The following is an 11900-nucleotide window of genomic DNA, read 5'->3' on the forward strand; positions in this document are numbered from 1 at the left end:
ATAAAGTTGGATCATAGGGTAAAGATAATTAAATAAGCTTTTATACAAGGATAAATGCGTTTATATACAAAGAAAAAACTATTTTTGTGTCTTTCGAATAAAGACAATCAAAATGAAAAAAATTTTTACGGCTATCCCGCTTCTTGCAGCTCTTTTGTTAAGTTCATGTGATGATGGAGATTTAATCTATAATGACATTGATTTTTCTGCAAAGAACGTAGTAGATAAGTGCCCTAATCCAGGTGCGGAAAAAATTTTCTATAAAATACAAGATCAAGAGAGTTTAATACTTTTAGTTGATGTAGAAAACTTAATGAAAGACCCTACATTAAGTAAGGTGCAAGTTACCATTGATGGACAGCAGACCTCTTTGGAATACCGCAAATATGCTGATAAAATCGCAGCTGATAATATTTGTAAGATTCCAAGTCCAGCTTTCCCAAATGTAATAAAGAGCATTAAGGCCTCACCAGGTGGTTCTGTAGATATAAGCAGAAATATAACCATGAAATACGATAGCGCGGATAAAGATGCTAAAGTAAACCTTACCTATCAATATGTATTTTATTTACAGAACATCAATTTCAATGATGGTCAAACCAATATAAAGTACGATAAAATGTTCTTTGGTACCAACAACTACCAAAGTAGAATTTTAGACTTCTCTTTTACCAATAAAGACCAAAGACCTGTTTTCGCAAATTACTCTTGCCAAGATCAATTCTTTGCTTTAAACAATAAAGAAGCTCTTTCAATGGATTTAACTAGAGAAGATCTACCCTCAGATGCTACCTCTAGCCCACTTATACTTAAAATTGACGATCAAAGAAAACTAAGTTTTAAACAATACCAAAGAACTGGTATTAGCTTAAACCAAGTATGTGAAAATCCTGGAGATATTCCTGGAGATTCACCTGCTACTATTAATACTTTAGTGGAATTGTGGAAAGCTAGTAGTGGAGAAATTCACATTAGCGCCTCTTGGACACAACCTATTGAAGGAGAAAGACAGTTAAAATACCAAATTTCTCTTGTTAATATAGTTTTCAATAAAGATCAATATGAAAAATATTCCTTTGTAAAACCTATCATTGAACTAGGAGAGTTTTACTAAAAAACAAAGTAACTTTTTTTAAAGAAGTATACTTTGTTACAAGCCAAATAAAAGCAAGAAAAAAATAACGCTTATAAAGAGTATTAATACTTTTTATAAGCGTTATTTTTTTTGAATCAGCTATCATTAGGCTAAAAAACAAAAGAAGCTCTTCTGTCTTATTTATTGCAGCAGCTATTTATATTTAATTCTAAATTAGACTTAAAAATCAAACCCTATTAAAGCGCCAACACTTACTGCCAATTTAGTACCTTCTGAATTAACCGTCTTAGTCTTTAGGTAATGCTCATAGCCCATACCAATGAATAGTTCATAATTCATATGTTTATTAAAGTTGCGCTTAACCCCAAAGGTTGGAATAATCGAAATTTTCTCTATATCTCTGTGTTTATAGTCGGATATAGTAGCCCAATTAGGAGTATAGGACATATTTAAAGATACATAGTTAGAGGAGTTGTATGTTGTATTTAGATTATCATATCTTCTTTTATTTAGATTATAATTCCATTTAGGACTTAGCTGTACTTTACTAGATACATAAAAATCAGAATTATCAACTCCTGCTGATAAAGCTACACTTGATTGAAAGGAAAAACTAGAAGACAAAGCAAACTCATTATATACTCTAGCTTCAAATATTCCTATTTGTCCCCCAAAAAAGGATTTTCCTTTACTTTGAGACAGACCAATAAATGGCACTAATAAACAGATAAAAAACAGTGTTTTACGCATAATTTAATTCTTATTAAAATAGTACAAACTCCCCATGCTACTATACCTTATAAAATAATAGATACCATGGCCTTATGTTAGATAAAATTTATGGCCTCTACCAAAAGGAAGAGGCCATAAACTTTACAATTTAATGTTTTTCTAATATCCTGAAACAGTATCATCCCCTCTTGGGTCTGCTCCTCCTTGGTAAGTTTTATTTGGGTTTACTAGAATCCCTTCTACTCTACCATAATTTTTTCTAGGTGATATTTTATAACCCTTATCTTCTAATTGCTGTCTTACTTTTTGTGAAATAGCATTTTGCTCCACATCGATTTGATCAGGAAACCACTGATGGTGGAAACGAGGTGCACTAACAGCTTGTTGCATATTCATTCCAAAATCCACAACATTTAAAATAGTTTGGAAAACAGAAGTGATAATAGTGGATCCTCCAGGGGTACCAACTACCATATATAACTGGCCTTTTTTCTCAATAATAGTTGGAGACATTGAACTAAGCATTCTCTTACCTGGCTCAATAGCATTTGCTTTACCACCAACTAAGCCATACATATTAGGAACTCCAGGTTTAATGGAAAAGTCATCCATTTCATTGTTTAAAATAAAACCTGCACCACCTACAACTACATGAGATCCATAAGATCCATTTAAAGTAGTAGTTGCCGATATAGCATTACCCCACTTATCCACTATACAATAATGGGTTGTTTCTTCACTTTCAAATCCTGGAAAAACACCTGGATTAACCTCTGAACTTGGAGTAGCTTTGGATAAATCCACGTTTGCCATTCTACTTTTAATATAAAGAGGATCTAATAATTCTTGTACTGGTATTTTAACAAAGTCAGGATCTCCCAAATATTGTGCTCTATCAGCATAGACTCTTCTTTCTGCCTCTACCATCACTTGAACGGCATTTAAGCTTTGGAAGCCCCACTTAGAAAGAGGGTATTCTTGTACTGCTTGAAATAAAGAAAGTAAAGCAATTCCACCACTACTTGGAGGCGGCATAGAAATAATTTTATAATCCTTATACCATCCAGTTACAGGCTCTCGCCAAATAGCTTGGTAGTTTTCTAGATCTTCTTTGGTAATCATCCCATTACCTCTTTGCATTTCCTGCACGATTAAATCGGCTGTTTGGCCTTTATAAAAACCGTCCCTACCATTTTGTTGTATAAGCTTTAGAGTCTTAGCTAAATCCTCTTGCACTAAAACATCTTGATTTTGCCAAGTTTTATTCTGACTAAACACATTACTTTGGCTGCTATATTTTTCAAAATCTTTTGCATGCTTAGTTAATTCCCCAGCTTGTTGTTCGGTAATTTCAAATCCATTTTGAGCCAAATCCACAGCTGGTTGAACTACATCCTTCCAGGGTAAAGCTCCATAGCGTTTATGCAACTCTTCCATCCCTGCAACTGTCCCAGGAACTCCTACAGATAAACTTCCATTTATACTCAACTCCGTTAATGCATTACCATCTGCACCCCAATACATATTCTCTCTGGCTTGCATTGGCGCTTTTTCTCTATAATCTAAACTTTGTACTTGACCATCAGAGGAACGGTAAATGATAAAACCACCACCACCGATGTTACCCGCATTGGGATAAACCACTGCAAGAGCTAATTCAACTGCTACAGCAGCATCGGCTGCATTACCTCCCTTTTTTAGAATATCAACTCCTACTTTACTTGCTAAAGGATGGGCCGCAACAACAAGCCCGTTTTTAAACTCTAATGGTTTTTGAGCAAAAGTGTGTAAAACTCCTGCGCAAACCATAATTGCTGCAATAACTAATTTATTCATGTATGTTTTTTTATTAAGGTCGGCAATATATAAAAAAATTAAGGATATTTTTTGTTAATCTTAACAAAACAAGCCTTGAAAGGCCAAGAAAATCGAGGAAAAACCAAATACAAATTTGTTTTAAAAATTTGTCTCAAGCCTAGTAAACTCCTATTTTTGCAAAAAAATACCCATGAATATAAAGTTAATAGCTGTAGGTAAGACAGATAACAAATCTCTACTTGTGTTGATGGAAGATTATATAAAGCGATTAAACTTTTATATTAAGTTTGAGCTAGAAATAATCCCAGACATAAAAAATGCTAAAAATTTATCCCAGGATCAGCAAAAACAAAAAGAAGGAGAACTTATTCTTTCTAAAATAACTCCAAGTGATTATTTAGTTTTATTGGATGAAAACGGTAAAGAATTTACCAGTGTAGGCTTCTCTGAAGAACTTCAAAAAAGAATGAATGCGGGAATAAAAACCTTGGTTTTTGTCATTGGTGGTCCTTATGGTTTTTCCCAAGACTTATACCAAGCAAGTAAAGGGAAAATATCATTTTCAAAAATGACATTTTCCCATCAAATGATTCGTTTATTTGTTATTGAACAAATCTATAGAGGCTTTACTATCTTAAAGAATGAGCCCTACCACCATCAATAACTTTGCCTTAAGGCTTAATATACTAAATCCACAGGGTTGAACTGACCCTGTTTTTGCTGTTGATTCAAAAGAATTCTAGTTTGTAAATAGGTTTCAAAATCCAAGTCTTTAGCAAAACCTAATTGTAATGAGTCGCTTTGTGGTAAATGATCTATCCAATCCCCGTAGCTAAAACTATAACCTTGGATTAATACTGTATCCTTATTTTTAACAAAGACTAAATTCTCTAAAGACGAAGGTCCTTCAAAGCCAAAGTCAACCTCTTTACTTGGTAAAAAAGCCAACCTTTTATTTAAAGTATCCGCATAGCTATAAAACACCTCTAGTTGATCACTATGCATATTGCTTTTCTCATCGTATTTCCTTTGTTTAATCTTCATTACCTCCTGGGCTACCTCCAAAAGATTTAAATCTCTTTGCACCGATACAATATAATTGGTGTTAGCAATGCGATTATCTTGATTTACAACCATTTTACCCTCTTGATCCATTTCAAAATATACAGGGGAATGATTGTCTACAAATTCCGTAGTAGTATAGCTAGCTCTGGTTAATTCCAGTTGTTTTCTATTACAACTACTAAGTAAAACCAAACTTAAAAGTAAAAAACTTATTTTTTTCATCTCGTTAAAGCGTTATAGATTTTTTTGGTTTGCACTGCTTGTAAAACATCGTGTACCCTTAAAATAGATGCCCCCTTTTGCAAGGCAATAGTATTTAGTACGGTTGTTCCATTTAAAGCAAATTCAGCAGTGGTTTCCAATAATTTATAGATCATGGATTTTCTAGAAATACCAACCAAAATTGGTAAATCTAAAGCATGTAACAGCTCCATATGCTGCATTAATTCATAATTTTGCTCCAAGGTCTTTGCAAATCCAAAACCTGGATCGATAATAATATCGTGTATCCCTTTTTCTCTAGCTAAAGCCACTTGCTCGGAAAAGTAAGTAATCACTTCTTTGGTGATATTTTGGTATTCAGCCAAGGACTGCATGGTCTGGGGATTCCCTTTCATATGCATCAAAATATAAGGCACTTGTAACTGGCCTACTACCTCTAACATGGTAGGGTCTAATTTTCCCCCTGAAATATCATTAACCATACAAGCTCCAGCTAAAATACTTTGCCTAGCTACTTCCCCTCTAAAGGTATCTATGGAGATTTTTACTTGTGGAAATTCTTTGACCAATAATTCTACAACTGGAATAATTCTAGCCAATTCTTGGTCTTGAGTTACAAAATCTGCACTTGGTTTACTTGAATAAGCTCCAAGGTCTAAAAAATCTGCACCTTGCTCTAGCATTAACTCCCCTTGGGCTAAAAAGTCCCTGTCGGATTTGTATTTTCCACCATCAAAAAAAGAATTGGGAGTAATATTTAAAATTCCCATTATTTTTGGATCACTTAAATCAATTAATTCTCCCTTACAATTTATTGTCATTGTGTGTTATACGTTAGTTTTTTTGTACATTTATCTAATAAAGCAATTTCAAAAACTATTTTAGCCTTTCAAAGGGCTAGTTTTATTAGTATTTTTGAAAAAATATAAGACAAATATAATTCAAATGAACACTACTTCTACCCAATATGACCAAGTAATTGCACTTTGTAGAGATTTATACTTACGCAAAATGCAAGATTATGGTTGTGCTTGGCGCGTTTTACGCCTTAGCTCTTTAACGGATCAAATTTATATAAAAGCCCAACGTATACGAAGCATACAAGAGAACGAAGTACAAAAAATACAAGAAAATCAGGAATCTGAATTCATCGGTATTATCAACTATTGTATTATGGCTTTGATTAACCTGGATTTACCTCAAGTTAAACAACCTGATTTAACTGTAGAACAAGCCACTACTTTGTATGATCAAAAAGTAAAACTTACCAAAGAGTTAATGGAAGACAAAAACCATGATTACGGAGAGGCTTGGAGAGATTTAAGGGTTAGTTCTCTAACGGACTTAATCATACAAAAACTTCTAAGAGTAAAACAAATAGAAGATAACAAAGGTAAAACCATTGCCTCTGAAGGGGTGGATGCCAATTACCAAGATATGATTAACTATGCTGTATTTGCTATGATACACTTAGAGAATAAAAACTAAACAACCCTATTTACACCTTAAGCCTTTAATGAAATGAAAATCATTGCAAAACTATCCCAATTTTTTGTTGGAATCCTCTTTATAATCTCTGGTCTAATTAAATTAAATGACCCTGTTGGTTTTTCTTTTAAACTGGAAGAGTATTTCTCTGCTGGTGTGCTAGATTTACCATCACTTTATCCTTATGCCTTAGATATTGCATTAATTGTAGTAATTGCTGAAGTACTTTTAGGGGTAGCCCTACTTATTGGTTTTATGCGTAAGCTTACCCTTTGGTTACTTTTAGCCATGATCGTATTCTTTAGCTTTTTAACTTTTTACTCGGCCTATTTTAATAAAGTAACTGACTGTGGATGTTTTGGAGATGCCATTAGTCTTACTCCGTGGCAAAGTTTCACTAAAGACATCGTTTTACTAATTTTAATCCTTATTGTATTTTTCAATGAAAAAGTAGTAAGCAAACTATTTACAGCTAAGAAACGTTTTCTAATTATGTTAGTTAGTTTACTTGGATGTGGCTTTATGGGATATTGGGTATTAAACCACTTGCCTTTGAAAGACTTTAGAGTATACAAAGTAGGGACGGATATTGTAGAGAATATGGAAGTACCAGAAGATGCACCACTAAGCAAGTTTGAGATGACTTTCTACTATTTAGTAGATGGAAAAGAAACTGCCTTTAGCGATAAAGAGCTTAGTCAAATTCCAAGTGGAGCAACTTTTATTAGAAGAACCGACAAACTAATCCAACAAGGATACATACCGCCAATCCATGATTTTACAATGGATAAAGATGGTTTTGATTATACTTATGATATGATGCAAGAGGATAAACTTGCTTTAATTATCACTTACGATCTGCAAAGAGCAGAAAAGCAAGGCATGCAAAAAATGAAAGACTTTGCCAATAAAGCTATTGTCAATGGTTACAAAGTAATTGGACTCACGGCTTCGGATAGTGAACTATCTGACCAAAACATTGAATTATATGATTTGCCTTTTGAATATTATACTTGTGATGGAACAACTTTAAAAACAATTGAACGTTCTAACCCAAGTATCGTCCTTTTAGAAAAAGGTGTCATTACGCAAAAAAGCCATTATAATGATATAGACCAATTAAACTTATAGTATTTTGATTGGTTACTTTCTAAAAAAATTAGGCTATGGTATTGCTACTTTATTTGGAGTAGTAAGTGTGGTGTTTTTTTTATTTCATATCCTACCAGGTGATCCAGCTAGGATGATGTTAGATCAAAATGAATCTGCCCAGCAAATAGCCTTAATTAATAAGAAATTTGGCTTTGATAAAAGCCTAGAAAAACAATACGCTCTTTACCTTAATGACCTATCCTTTATTTCCTTACATAGTACTAACCCCGAGGATTACTCCTATGACAATGGACAATACAGAGGCTTTACTTTTTTTAAATATAAAGACCACCAGGTGCTTATTAAATTACCTTATTTAAGAGAGAGTTTTCAAAAAAGGGATAAAAAAGTAAGTGAAATACTATGGGAAACATTACCCAATACTGTTCTACTTGCTTTTATAGCCATTAGTATAGCCCTAGCAGTAGGAATGCTTCTTGGGATTATAAGTTTTGTATGGGTAAACACCTGGATTGACAAGGCTATATCCCTTATAAGTACCTTTGGAATGAGTATACCCTCGTTTTTTAGCGCCATATTATTTGCATGGATTTTTGGTTACTTATTACACGATTATACCAATCTTCCTATGAGTGGTAGCCTTTACGAGGTAGATGATTTTGGACAAGGAGAATACATCGCTTTGAAGAATTGTATTTTACCGAGTATAGTTCTTGGGATTAGACCATTAGCGGTGGTATGCCAACTTATGAGAAGTTCTCTTTTAGAGGTATTTAACCAAGACTATATTACAACAGCTAAGGCAAAAGGCTTAACCCCTTGGGCAATTATTAGATCTCATGGTATCAAAAACGCCTTAAATCCAGTAGTTACTGCTTTATCAGGCTGGTTTGCTTCTATGTTAGCTGGAGCGGTTTTTGTGGAGTATATATTTGGTTGGAATGGATTAGGTAAACAAATTGTCGAGGCATTAAACACCTTAGACTTACCCGTTATTATGGGAGCTGTATTACTAATAGCAACTAGCTTTATACTAGTAACTATTTTAGTAGATTTGATCTATGCTTATTTAGATCCACGAATTAAATTGAATTAATAATAAATAATCATATGAAAAAAGTATTCTTTTCTCTAGCTCTTGTAGCTCTAAGCTTTACCGCTTGTAAAGAAAAAGCAGAACAAGTAGAAACCCAGACATTACAGGAGTCTTCTACCCTAGATATAGGGAAAGATACCCAAGAGACACCTAAAGAAGATCCTACAGCATTTTCCCCTGAGGTTTTAAATACTGCCTTCCAAACTATGGACGGCCATACAGTAACTCTTAAAGATATTTTAGATAAAGCTAAGGGTAAACCGGCTTTAATTGATATTTGGGCTTCATGGTGTCCCGATTGTATTACGGCTATCGATGGAGCAAACCAAATTAAACAAGAATTCCCTTCTACCACTTATATTTATCTATCTTTAGATAAGACAGTAGAAAAATGGCAAGAGGCTGTGGCCAAATACAAGTTACAAGGGGAACATTACTTCTTACTTGACCCTAAGGGAATGAGAGGAGAATTCGGAGCGGCAATTGATTTAAATTGGATCCCACGTTATATTGTAATAGATAAAGATTCTAACATTGCTTTATATAACGCAACAGAGAAGAATTTTGAGCAAATCAAAGAAATTTTAACGAAATTAAACTAATATGAGAAAGTCAATCGTTGCTGGAAACTGGAAAATGCATAAAACCTATCCAGAAACAAAAAAGTTTTTAGATGAATTAGTACCAATGCTACCTTCAAGTGATAAAGTTGAAGTAATTGTAGCACCATCTTTTACCAACTTACAATGTGCAACCACTTTATTAGAAGGTAAACAAGTAAAGGTTTCTGCTCAAAATATGCACCAAGCAGAAGGTGGAGCATTTACAGGAGAAATTTCTGCACAAATGCTAACAAGTGTTGGGGTAAAAACCGTTATTCTAGGACATTCTGAAAGAAGAATTTACTTCCATGAAACTAGTGCTGATTTACGTGCTAAAGTGGATACAGCTTTAAGACATGGAATGAAAGTGATTTTCTGTATTGGTGAAGAATTAAAACACAGAGAAGCAAAACAACACTTCAATGTTATTTTCGCTCAATTAACAGATGGTCTATTCCATTTATCTGCCTCTGAGTTTGAGAACATCATCGTGGCTTATGAACCTGTTTGGGCAATTGGTACAGGCCAAACAGCAACTAATGAGCAAGCACAAGAAATGCACAAATTTATTCGCGAAGAAATCGAGCGTAAATACGATAAAAAAGTAGCCCAAGCTACTCGCATATTATATGGTGGAAGCGTTAAGGCTTCTAATGCTAAAGAAATTTTCGCTCAACCAGATGTAGATGGTGGTCTAGTTGGTGGAGCAGCCTTAATTGCAGAGGATTTCGCTAAAATAGTAGAAGCAGCTATTTAAGTAAACCTATTAAAACCCAAAAAAGCAGTAAGGAAGGTTTCTTACTGCTTTTTTTGGCTTAAAATTCTCCCTATTTGATTCTAGGTATAATTTTTTAAGCTAATCCCAATGTATGTTGTATCTTTGAGCCATAAATTTGTTTATAATGTCTAAAGAAACTAAAAAAGGTATCTATCAAGGAATAATTGAAAAAGATGCCCAAGGAAATTACTTTTGCGGACCATATTTATTGGATTATCAATATGTAGAAAGTACCTTTCAACTAGGAGATAAAGTAAGTATTAAAACCCTTATTGCAAATCCTAGCGCTAAAAGTAGAGAACAATATCCTAAAAAGTCGATGAAATTTTTCTTGGCACAAGAGGACTAAATAAAAAAGGTTTGTATGGCATTTTACCATACAAACCTTTTCTATTTATCTTACATTTTGCTTAATGTAGATTTGAGTGGCACCTAGGCCATATTTTTGGTAATTAGCATCCTCGGCTACCACTTCGGGATAACGCGAAAATAAATACTCTAATTCGGTTTTTAAAACCCCTTCTCCTACTCCGTGAATAAATACAATGCGCGGGATTCGATTAGCTATAGCCCATTCCAATTGTCCCCTAGCGGTATCTAATTGCAAGGTTAGCATATCGTATTTTTCCATGCGAGCATGATTTTTGGTTAGCTTCTCAATATGCAGATCAGCCTCCATGATAAAATCTTTATTCTTTGAGCGTTTTTCTTTGACAAAACTGCGTTTTACAGGACCTACCTTTTGCTCTTGAGAGGCAGCAATAGATCCCCTAGTACTAGCTTTTTCGATAATTTTATCCTCCTGGTTTTCCACCTTTAGCAGCTCCTTAGGCTGGTAAAATAATAAAAATCCCTCTGGGGTTTCTATAGTAACTTTATCTGCTTCTATCTTTTGAACTACCCCTTGTTGATCTTCATCTAAAACAAGTACTTTATCTCCTTTTTTTAGCATGATCTTCTGTTTTTTGTGGTTCTTCTTCCTGGGCGTTATCCATAAGGTTTTCTTTAATACCTGCATCGAATTCACGCTCCGCTGGATTTTGCATTTGCGCATTGGAATTTGTAGGGGTTTTGCTCATAAGTCTAGCCATTAGACCAAAAAACAATACCACAGCTACTACCTGCACCCATATTTGAGCATTGCCATTTGCTTGTTGGGTTAAAGCCCAAATCATAAAAACAATAGCAATAACAACATATATAATTTTAACTATCTTATTCATCTTATTCATCTTAGCATTTTTTAAGGAGCTAAACGCTCAACAATCCAATCTAGCTTATCTTCACTTAGGCGATAACGCAATCTATCGTGCAGTCTATTTGGTCTACCTTGCCAGAATTCTATAGAAATAGGTTCTACACAAAATCCACCCCAAAAATCAGGCCTTTTAATATCCTGAGGATTCTCTTGTTCTAACTGCTTTAGCCTATCTTCTAATACTTGGTAACTCTCTATGACCTGGCTTTGATTAGAAGCGATAGCCCCTAGTTTAGATCCATGTGGACGAGAGTCAAAGTAATTATCACTTTGGCTAGCACTTACCTTTTTTGCTAAACCTTTGATAATGACCTGTCTTTCCATACCTGGCCAAAAAAACGATAAACAAACGTGAGGGTTGGCCAATATTGCTTTGGATTTTTCCGATTCATAATTGGTATAAAACACAAAGCCATTTTCATCATAGCTTTTTAAAAGTACTACTCTAGTTTTTGGAAATCCATCTAATCCTATGCTACTTACATGCATAGCATTAACTTCTCTTTCCAAATGGCTTTGCTCCACCTCCACAAACCATTTTCTAAATTGCATTAAAGCATCTTTATGAGCTAGGCTTTCACTTAGAATATCCTTATCATAAACTTGTCTATAATTGCTTAAATCTTTCATGG

15 protein-coding genes are annotated in these 11900 nt (G+C 34.2%); 8 read left to right on the forward strand and 7 right to left on the reverse strand.

Features of this window, described 5'->3' with window-relative positions; genetic code table 11:
- The first annotated feature begins 112 nt into the window (after positions 1-112).
- Entirely contained in the window at positions 113-1114 is a 1002-nt protein-coding gene (locus ACYSNM_RS10450; RefSeq protein WP_461756853.1) for a hypothetical protein, read from the forward strand.
- A gap of 201 nt (positions 1115-1315) precedes the next feature.
- On the opposite strand, the gene ACYSNM_RS10455 is transcribed toward ACYSNM_RS10450, so the two are convergent.
- Together ACYSNM_RS10455 and ggt are read right to left on the reverse strand one after the other, a co-directional pair.
- Positions 1316-1846 (reverse strand): hypothetical protein, encoded by a 531-nt coding sequence (locus tag ACYSNM_RS10455; RefSeq protein WP_461756854.1) that lies wholly within the window; start codon positions 1844-1846, stop codon positions 1316-1318.
- A 141-nt stretch (positions 1847-1987) separates the two neighbouring features.
- Positions 1988-3664, reverse strand: a complete 1677-nt coding sequence (ggt, locus tag ACYSNM_RS10460; protein ID WP_461756855.1) for a gamma-glutamyltransferase — start codon at positions 3662-3664, stop codon at positions 1988-1990.
- Positions 3665-3836: 172 nt separating this feature from the next.
- On the opposite strand from ggt, the gene rlmH reads away from it, so the two are divergent.
- Positions 3837-4310 carry a 23S rRNA (pseudouridine(1915)-N(3))-methyltransferase RlmH gene (gene rlmH / locus ACYSNM_RS10465; protein WP_461756856.1) on the forward strand — a complete coding sequence of 158 codons (474 nt, stop codon included), beginning with the start codon at positions 3837-3839 and terminating at the stop codon, positions 4308-4310.
- Positions 4311-4324: 14 nt separating this feature from the next.
- On the opposite strand, the gene ACYSNM_RS10470 is transcribed toward rlmH, so the two are convergent.
- Entirely contained in the window at positions 4325-4933 is a 609-nt protein-coding gene (locus ACYSNM_RS10470; protein WP_461756857.1) for a hypothetical protein, read from the reverse strand.
- The gene (gene folP / locus ACYSNM_RS10475; protein WP_461756858.1) at positions 4930-5754 is read right to left on the reverse strand and encodes a dihydropteroate synthase; all 825 of its coding nucleotides are present in this window, start codon (positions 5752-5754) and stop codon (positions 4930-4932) included. The genes ACYSNM_RS10470 and folP overlap by 4 nt, the downstream gene beginning before the upstream one ends.
- A 124-nt stretch (positions 5755-5878) precedes the next feature.
- On the opposite strand from folP, the gene ACYSNM_RS10480 reads away from it, so the two are divergent.
- The 6 genes from ACYSNM_RS10480 (at position 5879) to ACYSNM_RS10505 (ending at position 10359) form a co-directional block, all read left to right on the forward strand.
- Positions 5879-6421, forward strand: a complete 543-nt coding sequence (locus tag ACYSNM_RS10480; protein ID WP_461756859.1) for a DUF1599 domain-containing protein — start codon at positions 5879-5881, stop codon at positions 6419-6421.
- Between the two features lie 33 nt (positions 6422-6454).
- Positions 6455-7552, forward strand: coding sequence for a BT_3928 family protein (locus tag ACYSNM_RS10485; protein WP_461756860.1), 1098 nt, complete (start codon positions 6455-6457; stop codon positions 7550-7552).
- A 4-nt stretch (positions 7553-7556) separates the two neighbouring features.
- Entirely contained in the window at positions 7557-8630 is a 1074-nt protein-coding gene (locus ACYSNM_RS10490) for an ABC transporter permease (protein WP_461756861.1), read from the forward strand.
- A 14-nt stretch (positions 8631-8644) separates the two neighbouring features.
- Positions 8645-9232, forward strand: a complete 588-nt coding sequence (locus ACYSNM_RS10495; RefSeq protein WP_461756862.1) for a TlpA family protein disulfide reductase — start codon at positions 8645-8647, stop codon at positions 9230-9232.
- 1 nt (position 9233) lies between these two features.
- Positions 9234-9989: a triose-phosphate isomerase gene (tpiA, locus tag ACYSNM_RS10500; protein ID WP_461756863.1), complete on the forward strand. Its 756-nt coding sequence runs from the start codon at positions 9234-9236 to the stop codon at positions 9987-9989.
- A gap of 145 nt (positions 9990-10134) precedes the next feature.
- Positions 10135-10359: a hypothetical protein gene (locus ACYSNM_RS10505; protein WP_461753915.1), complete on the forward strand. Its 225-nt coding sequence runs from the start codon at positions 10135-10137 to the stop codon at positions 10357-10359.
- A 45-nt stretch (positions 10360-10404) separates the two neighbouring features.
- Here the strand turns inward: ACYSNM_RS10505 and ACYSNM_RS10510 are convergent, their stop codons facing one another.
- From ACYSNM_RS10510 to pdxH, 3 genes are read right to left on the reverse strand one after another with little or no spacing between them, the layout of a single operon-like run.
- Entirely contained in the window at positions 10405-10962 is a 558-nt protein-coding gene (locus ACYSNM_RS10510; protein WP_461756864.1) for a Smr/MutS family protein, read from the reverse strand.
- Complete coding sequence (locus ACYSNM_RS10515; RefSeq protein ID WP_461756865.1) at positions 10943-11242, reverse strand: hypothetical protein; 300 nt, start codon at positions 11240-11242, stop codon at positions 10943-10945. Before ACYSNM_RS10515 ends, ACYSNM_RS10510 begins: the two co-directional genes overlap by 20 nt.
- Positions 11243-11253: 11 nt before the next feature.
- Positions 11254-11898: a pyridoxamine 5'-phosphate oxidase gene (gene pdxH, locus ACYSNM_RS10520; RefSeq protein WP_461756866.1), complete on the reverse strand. Its 645-nt coding sequence runs from the start codon at positions 11896-11898 to the stop codon at positions 11254-11256.
- Positions 11899-11900: the final 2 nt, after the last annotated feature.

It is taken from the genome of Myroides sp. LJL116, from assembly GCF_054871685.1.

Coding starts and splice junctions, on each gene's coding strand:
- folP (WP_461756858.1), bottom strand. CDS start 5,754: ATGACAATAAATTGTAAGGGAGAATTAATTGATTTAAGTGATCCAAAA.
- ggt (WP_461756855.1), bottom strand. CDS start 3,664: ATGAATAAATTAGTTATTGCAGCAATTATGGTTTGCGCAGGAGTTTTA.
- rlmH (WP_461756856.1), top strand. CDS start 3,837: ATGAATATAAAGTTAATAGCTGTAGGTAAGACAGATAACAAATCTCTA.
- tpiA (WP_461756863.1), top strand. CDS start 9,234: ATGAGAAAGTCAATCGTTGCTGGAAACTGGAAAATGCATAAAACCTAT.
- ACYSNM_RS10470 (WP_461756857.1), bottom strand. CDS start 4,933: ATGAAAAAAATAAGTTTTTTACTTTTAAGTTTGGTTTTACTTAGTAGT.
- ACYSNM_RS10485 (WP_461756860.1), top strand. CDS start 6,455: ATGAAAATCATTGCAAAACTATCCCAATTTTTTGTTGGAATCCTCTTT.
- ACYSNM_RS10480 (WP_461756859.1), top strand. CDS start 5,879: ATGAACACTACTTCTACCCAATATGACCAAGTAATTGCACTTTGTAGA.
- ACYSNM_RS10505 (WP_461753915.1), top strand. CDS start 10,135: ATGTCTAAAGAAACTAAAAAAGGTATCTATCAAGGAATAATTGAAAAA.
- ACYSNM_RS10495 (WP_461756862.1), top strand. CDS start 8,645: ATGAAAAAAGTATTCTTTTCTCTAGCTCTTGTAGCTCTAAGCTTTACC.
- ACYSNM_RS10450 (WP_461756853.1), top strand. CDS start 113: ATGAAAAAAATTTTTACGGCTATCCCGCTTCTTGCAGCTCTTTTGTTA.
- ACYSNM_RS10455 (WP_461756854.1), bottom strand. CDS start 1,846: ATGCGTAAAACACTGTTTTTTATCTGTTTATTAGTGCCATTTATTGGT.
- pdxH (WP_461756866.1), bottom strand. CDS start 11,898: ATGAAAGATTTAAGCAATTATAGACAAGTTTATGATAAGGATATTCTA.
- ACYSNM_RS10510 (WP_461756864.1), bottom strand. CDS start 10,962: ATGCTAAAAAAAGGAGATAAAGTACTTGTTTTAGATGAAGATCAACAA.
- ACYSNM_RS10515 (WP_461756865.1), bottom strand. CDS start 11,242: ATGAATAAGATGAATAAGATAGTTAAAATTATATATGTTGTTATTGCT.